Annotated in this window: 21 protein-coding genes; 10 read left to right on the forward strand and 11 right to left on the reverse strand. The window is 70.2% G+C overall.

Features of this window, described 5'->3' with window-relative positions:
- Nucleotides 1–29: 29 nt before the first annotated feature.
- On the reverse strand, nt 30–1049 hold the full coding sequence (locus tag AB0C30_RS52480; RefSeq protein ID WP_357958715.1) for a saccharopine dehydrogenase NADP-binding domain-containing protein: 1020 nt from the start codon (nt 1047–1049) through the stop codon (nt 30–32).
- 96 nt (nt 1050–1145) lie between these two features.
- Here AB0C30_RS52480 and AB0C30_RS52485 point away from each other — a divergent pair, with 96 nt between their 5' ends.
- Nucleotides 1146–2141: a helix-turn-helix domain-containing protein gene (locus AB0C30_RS52485; protein ID WP_357958718.1), complete on the forward strand. Its 996-nt coding sequence runs from the start codon at nt 1146–1148 to the stop codon at nt 2139–2141.
- A 44-nt stretch (nt 2142–2185) separates the two neighbouring features.
- Nucleotides 2186–4876: a caspase family protein gene (locus tag AB0C30_RS52490; RefSeq protein WP_357958721.1), complete on the forward strand. Its 2691-nt coding sequence runs from the start codon at nt 2186–2188 to the stop codon at nt 4874–4876.
- Nucleotides 4877–4885: 9 nt separating this feature from the next.
- On the opposite strand, the gene AB0C30_RS52495 is transcribed toward AB0C30_RS52490, so the two are convergent.
- From AB0C30_RS52495 to AB0C30_RS52510, 4 genes are all read right to left on the reverse strand, one after another.
- Nucleotides 4886–5296: a VOC family protein gene (locus AB0C30_RS52495; RefSeq protein ID WP_357958724.1), complete on the reverse strand. Its 411-nt coding sequence runs from the start codon at nt 5294–5296 to the stop codon at nt 4886–4888.
- A 10-nt stretch (nt 5297–5306) separates the two neighbouring features.
- Nucleotides 5307–5747 (reverse strand): helix-turn-helix transcriptional regulator, encoded by a 441-nt coding sequence (locus AB0C30_RS52500; RefSeq protein ID WP_357958727.1) that lies wholly within the window; start codon nt 5745–5747, stop codon nt 5307–5309.
- 68 nt (nt 5748–5815) lie between these two features.
- Nucleotides 5816–6022 (reverse strand): tautomerase family protein, encoded by a 207-nt coding sequence (locus AB0C30_RS52505; RefSeq protein ID WP_357650494.1) that lies wholly within the window; start codon nt 6020–6022, stop codon nt 5816–5818.
- 50 nt (nt 6023–6072) lie between these two features.
- Nucleotides 6073–6807: an SDR family oxidoreductase gene (locus AB0C30_RS52510; RefSeq protein ID WP_357958730.1), complete on the reverse strand. Its 735-nt coding sequence runs from the start codon at nt 6805–6807 to the stop codon at nt 6073–6075.
- Nucleotides 6808–6917: 110 nt separating this feature from the next.
- Here AB0C30_RS52510 and AB0C30_RS52515 point away from each other — a divergent pair, with 110 nt between their 5' ends.
- Together AB0C30_RS52515 and AB0C30_RS52520 are read left to right on the forward strand one after the other, a co-directional pair.
- The gene (locus AB0C30_RS52515; protein ID WP_357958733.1) at nt 6918–7607 is read left to right on the forward strand and encodes a TetR/AcrR family transcriptional regulator; all 690 of its coding nucleotides are present in this window, start codon (nt 6918–6920) and stop codon (nt 7605–7607) included.
- A 244-nt stretch (nt 7608–7851) separates the two neighbouring features.
- Nucleotides 7852–8301, forward strand: a complete 450-nt coding sequence (locus tag AB0C30_RS52520) for a hypothetical protein (RefSeq protein WP_357958735.1) — start codon at nt 7852–7854, stop codon at nt 8299–8301.
- 21 nt (nt 8302–8322) lie between these two features.
- On the opposite strand, the gene AB0C30_RS52525 is transcribed toward AB0C30_RS52520, so the two are convergent.
- Together AB0C30_RS52525 and AB0C30_RS52530 are read right to left on the reverse strand one after the other, a co-directional pair.
- Nucleotides 8323–8646: a hypothetical protein gene (locus AB0C30_RS52525; RefSeq protein ID WP_357958737.1), complete on the reverse strand. Its 324-nt coding sequence runs from the start codon at nt 8644–8646 to the stop codon at nt 8323–8325.
- A 27-nt stretch (nt 8647–8673) separates the two neighbouring features.
- Entirely contained in the window at nt 8674–9114 is a 441-nt protein-coding gene (locus AB0C30_RS52530) for an Lrp/AsnC family transcriptional regulator (RefSeq protein WP_357958740.1), read from the reverse strand.
- A 79-nt stretch (nt 9115–9193) separates the two neighbouring features.
- Between AB0C30_RS52530 and AB0C30_RS52535 the strand changes: the two genes are divergently transcribed.
- Both AB0C30_RS52535 and AB0C30_RS52540 read left to right on the forward strand, forming a co-directional pair.
- Entirely contained in the window at nt 9194–9937 is a 744-nt protein-coding gene (locus AB0C30_RS52535) for an AzlC family ABC transporter permease (RefSeq protein ID WP_357958744.1), read from the forward strand.
- On the forward strand, nt 9930–10256 hold the full coding sequence (locus tag AB0C30_RS52540; protein WP_357958746.1) for an AzlD domain-containing protein: 327 nt from the start codon (nt 9930–9932) through the stop codon (nt 10254–10256). The genes AB0C30_RS52535 and AB0C30_RS52540 overlap by 8 nt, the downstream gene beginning before the upstream one ends.
- A gap of 993 nt (nt 10257–11249) precedes the next feature.
- On the opposite strand, the gene AB0C30_RS52545 is transcribed toward AB0C30_RS52540, so the two are convergent.
- Both AB0C30_RS52545 and AB0C30_RS52550 read right to left on the reverse strand, forming a co-directional pair.
- The gene (locus AB0C30_RS52545) at nt 11250–11876 is read right to left on the reverse strand and encodes an NAD(P)H-binding protein (RefSeq protein WP_357958750.1); all 627 of its coding nucleotides are present in this window, start codon (nt 11874–11876) and stop codon (nt 11250–11252) included.
- 43 nt (nt 11877–11919) lie between these two features.
- Nucleotides 11920–12363, reverse strand: a complete 444-nt coding sequence (locus tag AB0C30_RS52550) for an SgcJ/EcaC family oxidoreductase (protein ID WP_357958753.1) — start codon at nt 12361–12363, stop codon at nt 11920–11922.
- 91 nt (nt 12364–12454) lie between these two features.
- Between AB0C30_RS52550 and AB0C30_RS52555 the strand changes: the two genes are divergently transcribed.
- Nucleotides 12455–12910, forward strand: a complete 456-nt coding sequence (locus tag AB0C30_RS52555; protein WP_357958757.1) for a MarR family transcriptional regulator — start codon at nt 12455–12457, stop codon at nt 12908–12910.
- Nucleotides 12911–13026: 116 nt separating this feature from the next.
- On the opposite strand, the gene AB0C30_RS52560 is transcribed toward AB0C30_RS52555, so the two are convergent.
- Both AB0C30_RS52560 and AB0C30_RS52565 read right to left on the reverse strand, forming a co-directional pair.
- Nucleotides 13027–13689 carry a response regulator transcription factor gene (locus AB0C30_RS52560; protein WP_357958760.1) on the reverse strand — a complete coding sequence of 221 codons (663 nt, stop codon included), beginning with the start codon at nt 13687–13689 and terminating at the stop codon, nt 13027–13029.
- Nucleotides 13686–15050 carry a histidine kinase gene (locus AB0C30_RS52565; RefSeq protein ID WP_357958763.1) on the reverse strand — a complete coding sequence of 455 codons (1365 nt, stop codon included), beginning with the start codon at nt 15048–15050 and terminating at the stop codon, nt 13686–13688. Before AB0C30_RS52565 ends, AB0C30_RS52560 begins: the two co-directional genes overlap by 4 nt.
- 115 nt (nt 15051–15165) lie before the next feature.
- Here AB0C30_RS52565 and AB0C30_RS52570 point away from each other — a divergent pair, with 115 nt between their 5' ends.
- From AB0C30_RS52570 to AB0C30_RS52580, 3 genes are read left to right on the forward strand one after another with little or no spacing between them, the layout of a single operon-like run.
- Nucleotides 15166–16077, forward strand: a complete 912-nt coding sequence (locus AB0C30_RS52570; RefSeq protein WP_357958766.1) for an ATP-binding cassette domain-containing protein — start codon at nt 15166–15168, stop codon at nt 16075–16077.
- On the forward strand, nt 16074–16601 hold the full coding sequence (locus AB0C30_RS52575; protein WP_357958769.1) for a hypothetical protein: 528 nt from the start codon (nt 16074–16076) through the stop codon (nt 16599–16601). Before AB0C30_RS52570 ends, AB0C30_RS52575 begins: the two co-directional genes overlap by 4 nt.
- A gap of 23 nt (nt 16602–16624) precedes the next feature.
- Nucleotides 16625–17806, forward strand: coding sequence for an alpha/beta hydrolase (locus AB0C30_RS52580; RefSeq protein ID WP_357958772.1), 1182 nt, complete (start codon nt 16625–16627; stop codon nt 17804–17806).
- The last annotated feature ends 19 nt before the right edge of the window (nt 17807–17825 follow it).

Here is a 17825-nt window from a genome sequence, read left to right on the forward strand (position 1 = left end):
TCAGGCCCGGCGCGGCGCGATGGATGCGGTCAGTGCGGAAGCTCCACCGACAGGTGCGGGCTCAGCGCCCGGAGGAAGTCCGCCGCGTCGAACATCGCGCCCGCCGAGGCCAGGCCCGTCGTCCGGGTATGCCCGGCGAGGATCCGCTGGACAGCCTCCACCGCCAGAGGTGCGGTGATGGCGTAGATGTCCTGGCCCCGGGCCGTGGCGCGGCGCTCGACGCCGCCCGCGCGTACCAGGACGTCGACGACGAAAGTCTGGTTCGACCGCCCCAGGGCGTCGACCGGCTCCGGCGCCGGCGTGTCCTCCCGGGCCAGGTCCCTCGCGGCTTCGACGGTCATGTAGGTGCGGACTTCAGGCACGGCCAGGTGACTTGGAACGGTGACGACATCGGCCATGGTGAACTCCGCGATCACCGCCCGCCGGCCCAGCGGCTCTGGAAAGAGCCAGTCCTGCTCCACCGCCTTGTCGTCGTGGTATTGCAACGCGCCGTCCGTGAACCGCACCCGACGGCCCCCGCGACGCTCATGGGACACCTGTCCGGCCGCCCGCGTGCCCGCGGTTGGACGCCAGCTGCTCAGCCCGTACGCGACGTGCGCCTCGTCCGCGGCGGTCCACTCTCTCATCGCCGCGGTCACCAGCAGGTCGCCCAGCCCACCGTAGAAGGCCATCGCCGGCACCACGGGTCGGGTGGCCGCCGTGTGGTCGGCGAACATCGCGGCGTTCGCCTCGATCTCGGCCGCGACGTCGACGTACGGGATCCCCGCGCGCGAGGCCGCCTCGACGACCGGGCCGCCCGTCACCGCGAACGGTCCCGCGCAGTTGATCACGGCCGCCGCACCGGCGAGCGCCCGGTCCAGTGCGCGCGCGTCGTCCACGCCGGCCGGCCGCACGACCACGTCGGCCCACTCGGCCGCCAGCGCCGCCAGCCGAGCCGCGTCCCGGCCGGAGATGACAGTGGCGATGCCACGCCTGCGTAGCTCGGCGACGACGAAGCGGCCGGTGTGCCCTGTCGCCCCGTAGACCACCACTGCGACCGTCGTGCTCATGGTTCCCCCATCTCGATGTTCTGAGGGCCTCAGTCTCGCGGTGGGCGGGACCCGACGGTGAGGGTCCGGAACGCCATCATGCGTACACTTTCGGACATGCCCACCGTCGCGCTGCTGACCGCCGGTCACCTGCTGCACTTCGAGCTGGGGGTGGCCTACGAGATCTTCGGCAATCCCCCGAGCGAAGCCACGGAGGGCTGGTACGAGGTACTGCTCTGCGGGCCGGGGCCGGTGCGGGTCGGCCCGTTCATGGTCGAGCCCGACTGCGGGCTGGAGCGCTCGGCCGGTGCCGACACGGTGATCGTGCCCGCGTGCGCCGACATCGACGATCCGCCGCCGGCGGAGCTGGTCGAAGCCGTACGCGCGGCCCACGAGTCGGGGGCCCGGATCGCCTCCCTCTGTACCGGAGCGTTCGTGCTCGGCGCCGCGGGCCTGCTGGACGGCCGGCGGGCCACCACTCACTGGGCTCACACCGCGGAGCTGAGCGCCCGCCATCCACTGGCCGTGGTCGATCCGGACGTCCTGTACACCGACAACGGCAGCGTGCTCACCGCCGCGGGCAAGGCCGCCGCCGTGGACCTCTGCCTGCACCTCATCCACCTCGACCACGGCGCCGCCGTCGCCAACTCCGTCGCCCGCCGCCTCGTCATGCCACCGCATCGGCCCGGCGGTCAGGCCCAGTTCGTGGCCACGCCGATGCAGGTCCGGGGCGACCACCTGCTCGCCGACCTGTTCGCCTGGGTCCGGCAACGGCTGGATCAGCCGCTGACGGTGACCGACATGGCGCGGAAGGCGAACACGAGTCCGCGCAATCTCGGCCGGCAGTTCCGGTCAGTGGCCGGGCAGACGCCGCTTCAGTGGCTCCTGACCCAGCGCGTACGCCGTGCCCAGGAGTTGCTGGAGGCCACCGACGAGAGCGTCGAGGCGGTCGCCGTCGCCACCGGCATGGGCACCGCCACGACGCTGCGGCGCCAGTTCAAACGGATCGTCGGAGTCCCACCTGACAGCTACCGGCGCTCCTTTCGCAGCGCGGATCGAGCAGGCTCGCTCCGGTACGGAGAAGGTGACGGTATCGAGATGAGCCCCGGATAGGCTCCACTCGACGCAGCCCGGATCCTTTCCCTGTGGGAGCCGCTATGGCGGGTGGAACGAACCAGCTGAACCTGTGGGTGGTCGACGACTCCGCGGATCCGCAGGAACTGGACGAGCTGACCGCCGCGCTCCGCGCCGAACTGCTCGACATGGATGTCATGGTCAGCCTCTCCCAGGCGGGTGCGACGCCGCCGGGCAGCAGGGCGATCCTGTCCTTCGCCATCGGCGGCCTGACGGTCGCGCTGGCGGGCACCGAGTTCCTCGGCGCCATCGTGGAGGCGGTGACCGCCTGGCTGACGCGGCACCGGGATCGTTCGGTGAAGATGAGTCTCGACGGCGACGTGCTCGAGGTGACCGGGGTGTCGTCGGCGGATCAGCGCCGGCTGATCGATGAGTGGCTGGCCCGCCGCCAGGCGCGGCAGGAGCTCACCGAGGCCGCTCCTCGCGGCGGCCGGCGAGTGGCGCTGATCGTGGCCTGCGACGACTACCGCGACTCGGGGCTGCGCCGGCTGCGCGCGCCTGCCATGGACGCCGACGCGCTGACCCGGGTGCTGGGCGATCCCGCGATCGGCGATTTCGAGGTGCGTACGCTGGTCAACGAGCCCACCCCGGTCGTCACCGAGGCGATCGAGGACTTCTTCGCCGACCGCGATCCTGACGACCTGCTCCTGCTGCACTTCTCCGGGCACGGTGTGAAGGACGACAGCGGGGATCTGTACTTCGCCACCTCCAGCACCAAGCTGAACCGGCTCGCCGCGACAGCGGTGCCGGCCGACTTCGTCAACCGGGGGATGAGCCGCAGTCGTTGCCGCCGCATCGTCCTGCTGCTCGACTGCTGTTACGCGGGTGCCTTCGCGCGCGGCGCGATGCCGAGGGCCGGGTTCAGCATGCACGTCGAGGACCAGTTCGGCGGGCGTGGGCGCGTCGTCATCACCGCCTCGAACGCGCTGGAGTACGCCTTCGACGGCCTCGACCTGGCCGACGACCGGCAGCCCGCTCCGTCCGTGTTCACCGGTGTGCTCGTCCAGGGGCTGGAGACCGGCGAGGCCGATCTCAACCAGGACGGGTATGTGGGCATCAATGAGTTGTACGACTTCGTCTACGAACGGGTGCGCACGATCACCCCCAAGCAGACGCCGGGCAAGTGGACGTTCGACGTCCAGGGTGATCTGGTCGTCGCCCGGCGGGCCCGCCCGGTCGAACGGCCCAGCGAACTGCCCGCCGAACTACGCGAAGCGCTGCAGAATCCGATTCCCACGGTGCGCACCGCCGTTGTCGGGGAGCTGGAGCGCCTGCTGCGCGGCGCACATGCTGGGCTCGCCCTGGCCGCGCGGATGGCCCTGCGGGAGCTGGCCGACGACGACAGCCGCATGGTCTCCGCCGCCGCCGCCCAAGCCCTCGCCACCGCCGGGCCGGGCACCACCGCTCCACCCGAACGCACCGCTCAACCTGCCCTCACCGCCGAGCCCGAACCCGCCGCCGAGCCCGAGCCCACCGCCACGTCCCCGGCGACCGCCGAACCGGAACCCGCCGCCACGTCCCAGGCTCCCGCCACACCGGTCGAGCCCTCTCCCCCGCCTCAACCAGCCAGCCCAACTCGGCAGCCCGTCACGCTGAAGCCATCTGCCATCGCGGGTTCGATCGGCGCGATGTGGCGGCGGCGGCCCCGCGTCGTTCTCCTGGCCGGGCTCGCAGTGGTCGTCGGAGCGACAGCCATCACCACAGCACTGCTATACGGATCAAACCATGACAGCAGCCACGAAAGCGGCAGCGGTGGCGTCGAGGCGCCGATGACGTCGGTGGCGTTCAGTCCGGATGGCAAGACCGTCGCGATGGCGAGCTACCTCAAAGGCGACCTCTGGCTACGCGACGCGTCAACGGGAGCCGCCCTGTCCACCCTCAACGACTCAGGCAACACCAGCGGCCTCTACGGAATGGCCTTCAGCCCGGACGGCAAGAAGATCGCCGCTAGCCGCGCCGACAACTCGATCCACCTGTGGGACGTCCGCACCGGTGCGTCGATCACCGACCTCACCGGTCACACCGAGGGCCCGCTGACGAACGGCGGTCGTGCCAGTGTCGTACGAGCCGTCGCCTTCAGCCCGGACGGCAAGACCCTCGCCAGCGGCGGCATCGATCAGACCATCCGGCTCTGGGACGTGGCCACCGGCCGCACCCGAACCCTGATCACCGGTCACACGGGCGAGGTCACGGCGCTGGCTTTCACGCCCGACGGCAAGACCCTGGCCAGCGCCAGTGAGGACAAGACGATCGGCCTGTGGAACCCGGCGAACGGCCACACCAAGGGCACCCTCACCGGCTCCCAGGACGGCATCCACTACCTGGCCATCAGCTCGGACGGGAAGACACTGGCCAGCTCCAGCGGGGTCACGTACGCCATCCAGATGTGGGACCTGACGACCCGTACCAGCAAGGACCTCAAGACCGGACACACCGACGGGGTCGGCCCGGTGGCGTTCAGCCCGGACGGCAAGACGCTGGCCAGCGGCAGCTTAGACAAGACGATCGTGCTGACGGATGTCGCCACCACGCGCCCGCTCGACACACTGACCGGCCACAGCGGGCAGATCGCCGACCTGGCCTTCAGCCCGGACGGCAGGTCTCTGGTCAGCGGCGGCTCCTACGACGGTACGGCACGCCTCTGGGATATCGCGACCCGTCGCTCCCTCGTCATGACGGTCGCCTCCCCCACCCCGACCAATTCCAGAAGCTGAACGCGAGTATTACGCCTTGGGCGCCTGCTGGATCCGCACCAGGTTGCCCGAGGGGTCGCGGAACGCGCTGTCGCGCGGCCCCCAGGGCTGCTCGATGGGCTCCTGCAGCACCTCGGCGCCGGATGCCCGGACCCGCTCGAAGGTCGCGTCGAGATCGTCGGTGCTGAAGATGATCATCGACAGGACGCCCTTGGTGAGCAGTTCCTGCAGGGCGTCGCCGTCGGCCTGGGAACGGCCGGCGTGTGGTTCGGAGAGCACGATTTCGAGGTCCGGCTGGGTCGCGCTGCCGAGCGTGACCCAGCGGAACCCGCCGGAGGCGACGTCGTTGCGTACTTCAAGGCCGAGCGCGTCGCGGTAAAAGGCGAGCGACTCGTCCACGTCGTTGACGGTGATGTGGCAGTAGCGGAGTGCGATGGTCATGTCGCCCACGTTAGGCGGCGGCGACGCGATCCGCTTCTCCGATCCTGCTCGGCGGGTTTCGTGTCGGCCGCGTGCGCACCTTCGCCACGCACGCGGGCATCGCCGCCTCAACGCGGTGCTCCCGGCCGCGGTACGCGCTCGGCGTCTCCCCCACGACCTCGGTGAACCGCGAGCTGAACGAGCCGAGCGACGTACAGCCGACCGCCATGCACGCGTCGGTCACGCTCATGCCCTCGCGCAGCAGCGCCATCGCCCGCTCGATCCGGCGGGTCATGAGATAGCTGTACGGCGTCTCGCCATAGGCCGCCCGGAACCGTCGCGAGAAGTGCCCCGGCGACATGAGCGCGTGGCGGGCCATCGCCGGCACGTCGAGCGGCCGCGCGTACTCCCGGTCGATCAGATCGCGCGCTCGGCGCAGGTGCGCGAGATTAGCGAGGTCTTCCGGACTCATGGGACGAACATACCACCCCCAAATGGCCCTTTACCTGCACGAATGCCACTCGCGGGTGGGACAGGTGCTCAGCTTCGGCCGAGCATCTCAGCGGTGAGGATGTCCCCGCCGAGCCCCCAGCCGCCATCGGGGACCTCGTCGATGAGGACCAGGGTGTTCGCCCGGGCCCGCTCGCCGTACACGGCCGCGTAGGCGTCGGTGACGGCGTCGATGAGCTTCTTCTTGGATTCGGGGGTCAGGGTGTCGGCGGGCACCTTGAGGTTGGCGAACGGCATGGTGTTTTCCCTTTCGTGTGGATGATTCAGAGATGAGCCTTCGGCGGACGTCAGATGATGCCGCCGTTCGCGCGCACGACCTGCCCGTTGACCCAGTGCCCCGCGGGGCCGGCCAGGAAGGCGACGACCCGGGCGATGTCCTCCGGGGTGCCGAGCCGCGCGAGCGGGGGCTGGTTGGCGAGCCGCTCGATCGTGGCCTCGTCCTTGCCCTCGAGGAACAGGTCGGTGGCGGTCGGCCCCGGCGCGACCGCGTTGGCCGTGATGTCCCGCCCGCGCAGCTCGCGGGCCAGGATGAGGGTCATCGCCTCGACGGCACCCTTGCTGGCGGCGTACGCCCCATAGTTGGGGAGCTGCAGGCCCACCACGGAGGTGGACAGGGTGACGATCGCGCCTCCGGCGCGCACGCGACGCGCGGCCTCCCGCGCCATGACGAAGGTGCCGCGGATGTTGGTGCGGTGCAGGGCGTCAAGGTCGGCGAGGTCGAGGTCGGCGATCGGGGACAGTGACAGCCGTCCCGCGGAGTTCACGACGACGTCGACCCCGCCGAAGACCTTCTCCGCCTCGTCGAACATCGCCGCGACCGCGGCCTCGTCCGCCACGTCGGCCTGCACCGGGATCGCCCGGCCGCCGGCCGCGGTGATCTCCTTGACCACCTCGGCGGCGGCCGCGGCCGACCCTTGGTATCCGACGACGACCGCGGACCCCTGTGCCGCCAGAGTCGTCGCGATCGCCCGGCCGATCCCGCGGGAGCCGCCGCTGACCACTGCTACGCGCTGCTCGTTCATGGAAACCCCTCCATTCGTATCGTCGATACGCATCAGCGATATCGCCGCTAAGGCACGACGGTAGCACGGTCTTCGTATCGTCGCTAGCGCTGTGGCGTATCATTGGTCGCATGACAGGAACGGACTCCCTTCGCACGGCGATGATCGAAGCCGCGGAGCGTCAGCTGGCGACCTCCTCGGACAACGAGATCGCCACGCGGGCGGTCTGTGAGGCGGTCGGTGTGAGCCAGCCCGTGCTCTACCGGCTCTTCGGCGACAAACGAGGACTCCTGGACGCCATCGCCGACCACGGATATGAGAGGTACGCCACGCTCAAGGCCGCGCAGGAGCAGACAGCCGATCCGGTGGCCGATCTGCGCGCCGGCTGGGACGACCACATGGCGTTCGCAAGGGAGAATCCTGCCCTCTACCAGCTGATGTTCACTCCCCGGCCGTGGTCTCACTCTACTGCCCGGGATCGCGTGTTCGACTTGCTGGTGGCGACGCTCGTACGGTGCGCGGCGACGGGCGCGCTGAAGGTCGAGCCGCGGACCGCCGCCCAGCTGATCCTGTCGGCGAGCATCGGCAACGCCCTCAACCACATCGCCGGCCCGGCCCTGTTCGACGACCCCGCGCTGTCCCATCGCATGCGCGACGCCGTGTTCTCATACGTGCTCACCGAAACAACCGCTCAAGAGGACGCCGACCCGCTGCGTACCGCCGCACTGCGCCTGCACGCGCAACTCGGCCTCGGGGGCACCGACGCCCTCGAACCGGCCGAGGTCGCCCTTCTCCTGCGCTGGCTCGAACGCCTCACCTAACGTTTTGGTGGCTGCCGGCCCGGACGGCCGGCGTCCGGTCCGCCCATGGGCGGGCGCGCTCCAGCTGCCCGGCCAGGCGGAAGAGGATGCCTTACGTCCGAACCCGGTGTCACGCATTCGGAAAGCTTCATGTCATCATCCCCGCATCCACAGGATGCCATGGCAGCGTCGATCAGCCGGGGCGGCGCTCTGGCTTCCTGCCGTGCTCGTCGTCACGCCCCCGAATCACCCTGGAGAAGTCATCATGACCGTGCCCGAACACATCGCGACCTGGCGCGACGCTCGCTACGACATGCCCGTCAGTCGGCAGCTGGCGCGCTACGACGAGCTGGCCGCCAAGCACGCGTCGGCTCGCGCCCGGATCGAGCTGGTGACCCGAGGGATCTATGACCCCGACCGGCACGGAGCCGAGGACCGTCCTCCCCTTACCGTGGCCGAGCACATCGAGCTGCTGGGGCTGGCGGAGTGCATCGCGCGTACCGTGCGTCATCCCGCCAACATTCACCACGCGGTGCTGGCCGGAGTCACCTGGGCCGACATCGCCCGCATCGTCGACTCCGACGAGCGCACCGTACGGCGGGACTACCAGCGATGGGCCGACGACCAGCACGACCTCAACCGGCAGGACCCCGACCTCGGCATGACCGCCGACGAGCACGTCGCCGCGACCGCCAGAGCTTCGACGGGGCTCTGAGACCGGCCCAGCACCGCGGGGTCATGTGTCGCGCAGGATGTCGAACGCCTGGCGGGCCGGCCGCCGCGCCGACTCCAGCGTCCGCTCCTCCTCGGGAAGGGCGTGAAAGGCGAGCACGGTGGCGCACAGCGCGCCCACATTGGCGCGGGACAGCACGGAGGCGCGCAGAGCGAGCGCCTGCTCGTCCTCCTCGCTGCCCGCCTTGACCAACCGGTCGCGCAGCGCGTCCATGAGGCAGCCTTCGAGTTCCAGCAGCACCGGCTGCGCGGACCTGGTCGGCTGGGAGAACATCTGGCCCGGCAGGCCGCTGAACAGGATGGCGACCCCCGCGCACGACCTGCCCATCCCGGCGGGCTGGGCAGGTCGTGCGCGCTATGGAGCCGGCTTGAGGTTCTTGAGCGTGAAGTGCGAGGTGATGCCTCGGACGCGCGGGATGGTCATGACGTACTGGCTCAGAAACGCCTCATAGGCGGCCAGGTCGGCCACGGCCACCCGCACGAAGTAGTCGGGACTGCCGAACAACCGCCGCAGCTCGACGACCTCCTCAGCCCGCGCCAGGGTCTGCTCGAAGTGCTCGACCGTCTCCGCGTCCTGGGCGTCGAGCGTCAGGTCGACCAGGACCTCGAAGGACCGGCCCACGGCGGCGGCGTCGATGACCGCCCGGTAGCCGCGAATCACGCCCTCGGCCTCCAGCCGCTGAACGCGCCGCAGGCACGGCCCGGTGGTGAGCCCGACCCGCTGGGCCAGCTCCACGTTCGTCAGCCGCCCGTTTCGCTCCAACTCGGCGATGATTGCTCTGTCAATCGAGTCCACGAAAGAATATTGCACCGCAGACCTCTGGCTGAGCAATATCCGCAACCACATAACAGCCGTTTTCCGGCACCCTAGAAGGGTGCAAGATGTACTAGTCCCGACCGCGGTGACCCCCGCCCACACCACCCGGCGCCAGCAGATCGCCGCGGGTGTGCGCGATTCCTTCTCAGCTGGGCTGGGAATTTTCCCGCTGGGGATCGCCCTCGGCCTGCTGGTCCTCCAGGCCGGCCTGCCCGGGTGGCTCGCCCCCGCCCTGTCCTTGGCCGCTTTCGCCGGCTCCCTGGAGCTCCTGCTGGTGGGCATGATGGCCACGGTCACACCGCTCGCCGCAGTCGCGCTGACCGTCCTGGTGGTCAACTTCCGGCACGTCTTCTACGCCTTCTCCTTCCCGCTTCACCTGGTCAAGAACCGGTGGGCGAAGGCGTACGCCGTGTACGCGATGATCGACGAGGCGTACGCCGTCAACGCCTCCCTCCCCGAGTCGGAACGCTCGGCGGCCCGGCTGCTGGCGATGCAGATCTCCTGCCAGACCTACTGGGTCGGCGGCGGCCTGGTCGGCGTCGCCATCGGCGCGGCCCTGCCCGCACCGATCAAGGGCCTGGAGTTCGCCCTGTGCGCCCTGTTCACGGTGCTCACCCTGGACGCGTTCCGCTCCCGCCGCGAGATCCCCTCCGTGCTGCTCGCCGCGGCCAGCGTGACCGCCGCCCTCATCGTCACCCCGGGCGTCGCCATGTTCACGGCGCTGCTGCTGTTCGTCGCCCTGCTGCTGGCCCGCCACGCGCTCACCGCCCGCCGACCCGTCCCGGAGGCCGACGATGCCTGACCTCGCCTACATCCTCGCCGTCCTCGCGATCGTCTTCAGCATCACCTTCGCCCTGCGCGCCGTCCCCTTCGCGGCGCTGCGCACGTTGCGCGGCTCGGCCGCCGTGGCGCAGCTGTCGGTCTGGATGCCGGTCGGCATCCTCGCCATCCTCGCCCTGACCGCCCTGCACGGCACCATCACCGCCGACCCGCACACGACGCTGTACGCGTTGCTCGCGGTCGCCGTAACCGCGGTCATCCACCTCGCCTCAGGCCGCCGCACCATCCTGAGCGTCGGAATCGGCACCGCCGTCTACGTCGTCCTCGTCAACGCCTTCTGAGCTTGTCTTTCAACCGCTGATGCGGCGCCAGGTTTGCCTGGGGCTTCACACCCCCAGGCAAACAGGTCAAGTGCCTTCAGACCCGCTGGCGTTACTACTCGGCCCGAACAAAGTCCACTGCACCCTTGGAGGCCGCTGTCGAGGTGTCGCAGCCGGCATCGCCGATCGGCACCGCCCTCACGTCAAAACCAGGAGGGGCATCGGGAAATAGGGCCCACCTGGGCCCCTCAGGGCTGATCTGTACGGGCCCCAGACCACCTCCTGGTAGCCAGTTGCGGACTCGCAAGCAATAATTGTCTCCGAAGTAAATAGCAGCCGTGTGCCGCCAGCCTGAATATTGCCCGGCCGGAATCAGGGCATCGTAACAACCCTGGCGGTAAATACAGCTGGCCCCCCTCCAGACCTCGACGGCGCCGAGGGCGATCGTGCTCGTATTGTGAACCCCGTTGTCCGTTGGTGAGGCCGCCGATGCGGAGGGTGCCGCACTAGCCAGAAGACCTGCTGTCATGGCGATCGCGGCAGCCCATGCCATTCTCTTCATTTCCTTCTCCCCTGCCTGGTGATTTCCCGCTAGATCTTTCCGGTGAACCACATGACGAACGGCACTTGTAGAATCGCGCCCAGGGCAATGGCTGTTTTTCTGATCCGCCACCCGACCGGGCGCATTGCGGTTCTTTCCTGCGATGAAGAACGGCTATTGCGAGAAAGTTAACACGTTCGCTTCTATGGCACCTAGGACAACAATGGGACATTTCGCGGGCATGTGAGCCTCTCACATCGCGCACATAGAAGGAATGCGTAGAGCGACGAATAGCCTCGGTACGCCCTTGTCGCCGTTCCGGCACGCGCGCCATCGCAGATCCCGTCAACCATCGCTTCGCCGCCGCCGCGCCAGGCCGCAGCCGTCGGCAAAGGTAGCGGCTCATCGAACAAGAACGGGCGGCGAGTTGCTCGCGAAACTTCGTCCGTAGTCAGTCCGTAGTCACTCCGCAGTCAGGAGGAGACGGCGACCGCGGTCCGATAGCTGCGAGGGTCGTCGATCGCGTCCAGGGCGAAGGCGGCCAGATCGGCGCGGGAGGTCTGGGAGCCGACCCTGGCGGTGGCACCGATGGAGACGCGGGGATGGCCGGTGGCCGGCCGGTCGGTGAGCCTGGTGGGGCGTACGGCGGTCCAGGCCAGGCCGCTGGTGGAGAGCAGATCCTCCATGCGGGCCATGTCGGTGTAGGTGTGCCGCATGAGGCGGTGCAGGAGGCGGGCGGCCAGGCGGGTGCCCGGTCCGGCGCCGGTGGGGACGCCGAGCCCGGCGGAGGAGATCACGACCAGCCGGGCACCGGGCTTGAGGGCGGAAATGATCTCGGCCGTGCCGGTGGAGTAGACGGCGGTGGGTCCCCGTCCGGCGGCGCCGAGCGCGGAGATCACCGCGTCGTGGTCGTCCAGCAGACCCTGAAGCGAGCCGGGGGCCAGGATGTCGGCGGTGCGGATGGTGAGCCCGGGCTCGGTCATTTGGAGGGCCTGGGCCCGGCGGGCGATCGCGGTGACGCGGTGTCCGGCGGCCAGGGACCGCTCGACGATGAGCCGTCCGGTACGGCCGGCCGCACCGATGACGGCGATGGAGCTCATAGGTGTATTCCTCCCCGAGCGTCGGCGGGCTATTGGGTGGCGGTTACTGGGCGGCGGGCTTGGTGGCGGGCTGGAACTTGAAGGAGACGGCCTCCATGAGCCCCTTGTGCTTGGTCTTCTGGACAGCGGCGATGCGCCACTGGCCGTCGGCCTCGCGGACGAGGGTGTAGGTGGCGAGCTTGCCGAGCTTCTTGGGCGTGCCCTTGACGACCTCGCCACGGGTGACCACGACGGCGGTGTCGGCGCCGTAGCGGCGGATCTCGAGGATCTCCATGACCAGTTGGGTGCCCTTGAGGAAGCTGTCGAACAGGGCCTGGTGGGCGCGGCCGATCTCGGCGCCGCCGTGGTACACGGTACCGACGAAGGTGACGTCGGTGGCGTCGTCACTGAAGCAGGCGCCGTAGGCCGCGCCGTCTCCGCGATTCCAGGCGTCCTGGCTGCGCTGGAGGACGGTACGGATGGCGGCGAGGTCGATCGTGGTGGTCATGGCGATACCCTCTCGTGATAGCTTCTAAGGAGCAGTTACTTCCTTAACGAAGTATCTTCTCCGAAGAAGAGAATATGAAGCGGAGGATCGCGTGTCAACCACACCGGGACGATCGGACGCCGGCCGGCTCTACCGCCGCTACCTCAGCGCGGTGATGCTGCACGGCCAAGCCAGCGCCAAGGCGTGCGACCTGGGCGCTACGGATCTGTACGCGCTGAACATCCTGGAGCTGACCGGCCCGATGACCCCCGGCGAGCTGGGCACGCGCACCGGGCTGACCACCGGGCCGACCACCCGGCTCATCGATCGGCTGGAGCAGGCCGGCTATGTACGCCGTGTTCCGGCACCCGACGACCGCCGCAAGGTGATCGTCGAGCCCATCGGCAAACCGGCCGAGCTCGACCAGGTCATGGCCCCCGCCCGGCAGAAGGTCGGCGCGATCCTCGCCGGCTACTCGACCGAGCAGCTCGACGTCCTCTTCGACTACTTCGACCGCGCAACCGATGCCTACCAGGAGGCCGCCGAGCTGCTGCGATCCGACTCCTGAGCCGTCTGCCCCAGGAGGTAGCGCTGACGTCCGTCATGAACTCGCCGGCCGACAGGGGGGTCGGCCTGTCAGCTGACGTCCCTCGTGAACTCACCGGCCGGCAGGAGGCCGGCCCGTCAACGGGATGGGAACACCAGGCCCGCGTCGTAAGCCATGATGACCAGCTGTATTCGGTCACGGGCGCTCAGCTTGGCAAGCAGGCTGGCCACGTGTGCCTTGGCGGTGCCAGGGCTGATGTGCAGCCGGGCGGCGATCTCGGCGTTGGACAGGCCGCCCCCGACCAGGGCCAGCACCTCGTGCTCCCGTTCGGTGACGCCCACGAGCCGCCGCGCCTCGGGAGAAGGGGCGCGAGCCGGACCACGGGTGAAGTCCTCGATGAGGCGGCGGGTGACGCCGGGGGCGATCAGGGCGTCTCCGGCGGCGACGACGTGGACGGCGGACAGGATGTCTTCCAGCGCCATGTCCTTGACCAGGAATCCGCTCGCTCCCGCGCGCAGGGAGGCGTAGACGTTGTCGTCGTCGTCGAAGGTGGTCAGCATGATCACGCGGGTGGTCTGGGACTCGGCGAGGATGGTCTGGGTGGCCTCGATGCCGTCCATGCCCGGCATGCGGATGTCCATGACCACGACGTCGGGGCGCAGCCGGCGGACGAGCTGGACGGCCTGGGCTCCGGTCCCGGCCTCTCCGGCGACCTCGACATCGGGGGCGGCGTCGATGACCATGCGCAGGCCCGCGCGGATCAGCGGCTGGTCGTCGGCGAGCACGATGCGGATCGTCACCGGGCCTCCATCAGGTCGATGTCCGCGTCCTGGCCGAGTCCGCTTGGCGCGAGCGGCAGACGTGCGGTGACGCGGAAGCCGCCATCGGGCCGGCGGCCCGCGCTGAAGCCGCCGTTCAACAGGGCGACCCGCTCGCGCATGCCGACGATCCCATGCCCGTCGCACTCGCGGACAGCGGCGTGTCCGTCGTCGATGACGTCGATGCGTAGTTCCTCTTTCCCGTAGTCGATCACGACCCGGCAGTGGTCCGTGTTCGCATGGCGGAGCACGTTGGTGACCGATTCCTGGATGATGCGGAAGGCGGACCGATCGACGGCGGCGGGCAGCGAGCGTGGCTCTCCGTGCCGGCGCACGTCTACGCGGACACCGGCGGCCATCGTCGTCTGCGCCAGCCGGTCGACGTCGGCCAGCCCCACGGGAGCAGCCGGCTCAGCCAGGCCGGAATACCCACCCTCAGCCAGGCCAGGACGCCCGCGCCCGGTCGAGCCGGGAAGCCCGTGCTCAGCCGGGCCAGACTGCCCGCGCCCGGTCGGGCCAGACTGCCCGCGCCCGGTCGGGCCAGACTGCCCGCGCTCAGTCGTGCGGAGCACGCCGAGCAGGTGCCGCAGCCCCTTCAACGTCTGCCTGCTGGTGTCCTCGATCGCGTCAAGCGCCTGGCGCGCCTGCTCCGGCCGGCTGTCGATCACCCGGGCGCCCGCGCCGGCCTGGATGGCGATGATGCCGATGCTGTGCGCGACCATGTCGTGCAACTCTCGCGCGATGCGCAGCCGCTCGTCGGTGACCGCCCGAGCCTCGGCGTACGCGCGCAGTGCCCGGTCGTACTCGCGCCGCTGCCGGATGAACATCCCGGCCAGCCAGGCGACCAAGACGGCCAAGCCGAGCAGGAGCGACAGCGCGAGGAAGCCCGGCGCCGAGGCGCGCAGGCCGTCGCGCAGCAGGTCCAGCTGCCAGGCCGGCTGCTGCACGATCAACGCGGCGGCGGCCGCCGCCAGGCCCGCGCGGCGCGACCGGGTGGCGGCGAAGAGGCAGACCATGACGTCGGCCGCCGGGAAAAGCGGCCAGACCCCCTGGGCCGGGTAACCCAGGAAGGTCGCCACGACGATCTCGGCCAGCAGCACCGCGAGCACCATGGCCGGCCGCTGCCGTGCCCAGGCCAAGGGGACGGCCATGGCGACGGCGAACCCCGCATGCGCCGCGCCCACCGGGAACAGGTCTTCACTGTCGGTCAGCGTCATGGCGTACAGCAGGGGCACCAGGGCCGCGACGCCGCCCCAGATGAGCAGCGCCCGCACGCCGGAGGGCAACCGTGACCAAAGGGGTGGTCTGGGCGTTTTGTCGCGCACCCGGTCGATCGTAGTCATCCGCTTCCCGTCGGGCATCGGCCTGTGGGCGTATGCCCGCAGGCCACCCCCGCGCCGCGGAAACCGTCCCACGGCCAGATGGGGCGCCTCTGGGAGCTGCGACAGCGTTGACCGGGTGATCGAAGTCAACGGACTGACCAAACGCTACGGCGCGGTGACGGCGGTGCGGGACCTCACCTTCGCCGTACGACCGGGGCACGTCACAGGGTTCCTCGGCCCGAACGGCGCCGGCAAGAGCACCACCTTGCGCATGATCCTCGGCCTGAACCGCCCCACCGCGGGCACCGCCACCATCGACGGCCGCCCCTTCGCCCGCCATCGCGCCGGGCTGCGTCATGTCGGCGCGCTGTTGGACGCGGGCGACGTCCATGGCGGCCGCACCGCCGCCGCTCACTTGCGCGCACTGGCGGCCGGCAATGGCCTGCCCCGCCGCCGGGTGGCCGAGGTGCTGGAGGAGGTGGGCCTGGCCGGAGCGGCGCGCCGCCGGATCGGCGGGTTCTCGCTCGGCATGCGCCAGCGGCTCGGCATCGCCGCCGCTCTGCTGGGCGACCCGCCCGTGCTGCTGTTCGACGAGCCGATCAACGGCCTGGACCCCGAGGGCGTGCGCTGGGTACGCGGCCTGTTCCGGCGCCTGGCCGCCGAGAAGCGCACCGTGCTGGTCTCCAGCCACCTGATGAGCGAGATGGAGAACACCGCCGACCGCCTGGTCGTCATCGGGCGAGGCGAGTTGATCGCCGAGGAGAGCCTGGCCGACTTCGCCGCCCGCGGCACCGGCGCGTCCATCGCCGTACGTACTCCCGACCCTGCCGAGCTGGCGGCGGTCCTCACCCTGGAGGGCGCGCACGTCCGGCCGGACGGCGGAGAGGCCCTGACCGTGACCGGGCTGAGCGCCGCCCGCGTCGGCGAGCTCGCCCATCAGCGGCGGATCATGCTGTACGAGCTCGCCCCGCGTACCGCCTCGCTGGAGCAGGCGTTCATGGAGTTGACCGCCGACCGCGCCGACTACCGAGCCGGGGCCCCGCGATGACCGGCGGCCGATTCCGCGACCTCCTGGTCGCCGTCCCGGCCCGCCACCGCGTCGTGGCCGCCAAGCTCACCGTCGTCGCCACGGTCACGCTCGCGACCGGCACGCTCGTGTCGCTGGGCACGTTCGGCGTCAGCCAGGCCGTCCTGTCCGGCCGCGGCGTCGCCGTCTCGCTCGGTGACCCCGCCGTCCTGCGCGTCCTGGCCGCCAACGCGCTGCTGGCACCGGTGTCGGCGCTGACCGGCTTGGGGATCGGCGCGCTGCTGCGGCACACCGCCGCCGCCATTGTCGCCGTCTGCGCCGCGCTGGTCATCGTGCCCACCTTCTTCCAGCCCAATGTCCATCAGTGGCTCAACGACCTGTACGCCCTGGTCCCCCTCTATATCTGGCGCACCTGCCTGGGCCTGCCCCAGCTCCGTGACGACCCCGCTCTGCCGACGGTGGCCGGCTCTTGGGCCGCCTTCGCGCTTTGGCCGCTGGCCGCCGCCGTCGTGACCTTGATCGTCGTACGTCGCCGTGACGTATGAGCGCCCTAACGAGGAGAAATCGCATGACACTGGCCCGCTTGCCGGCCGTTCCGTTGACGGCCTGCCTCACCTTGATCGCGGTGGCCGCCACCACGACGACCGCGACCGCGACCGGAAACCCGGCCCCCACCGCGACCGTGTCCGGAAAACCGGCCCCCACCGCCGTCCGGCTGGCACTCCCGCGCCCGACCGGCCCCGACGCGGTCGGCCGCGACATCCTGCACCTGGTCGACAACAGCCGCAAGGACCCCTGGGTGCCCGACTCGGGCCCACGCCAACTCATGCTGTCGATGTACTATCCGGCCCGCTCCGCGACCGGCGCCCCCGCCCCCTACATGACCACCACGGAGGCCGCCTCGCTGCTGCGGCGCAAGGCTCCCGGCGTCGAACTCCCTCCCGAGACCGTCAGCGCCACCCGCACGTACGCCCGGACCGGCGCTCCCGCCAAGCGCGGCCGGTATCCACTCGTCGTCCTCTCCCCCGGCCTCGGCCTCCCGCGCGCCAGCCTCACCTTCCTGGCCGAAGACCTGGCCAGCCGCGGCTACGTCATCGCGCTGCTCGACCACGCCTACGAGTCCTCCGGCACCACCCTGCCCGACGGGCAGACCATCACCTGCGCCCCTCTGTGCGACCAGCCCAAGCCTCCAGAGGGCGGGCAGGCGACCATCACCAAGAACCGGACCAAGGACGTCTCCTTCGTCATCGACGAGCTGGCCGGTCGGCACCCCGCCTGGAAGAAGTCCCGCATGATCGCTCCCAAGCGGATAGGCATGGCCGGCCACTCCCTCGGCGGCGACGCCAGTGCCGCCACCATGGCCGTCGACAAGCGCGTACGGGCGGGGGTGAACCTGGACGGCACCTTCCACCCCGCCGTGACGCTCGACCGGCCCTTCCTGCTGCTGGGCAGCCAGGCCGACCACGTCCCCGGCAAGGACGACACCTGGGATGCGAGCTGGTCCAAGATGAGCGGCTGGAAGCGCTGGCTCACCGTGGCCCATACCAGCCACACCAGCTTCACCGACCTGACCATCCTGCAGAAAGCGGTCGGCATGTCAGCGCCTGACGAGCTGTCGCCGCAACGCTCCCTCGAGCTCACCCGCGCCTACGTCGGCGCCTTCTTCGACCTGCACCTGAAGGGCAGGAAGCAACCGCTGCTCAACGGGCCGTCACCGGCCGACTCCGAGGTCGCCTTCCACAGTCCCTGACTCGCTCAGCGTCGGTCCC

The organism is Nonomuraea sp. NPDC048901, assembly GCF_040649695.1.
In the GTDB taxonomy this organism is placed as follows: Bacteria; Actinomycetota; Actinomycetes; order Streptosporangiales; family Streptosporangiaceae; genus Nonomuraea.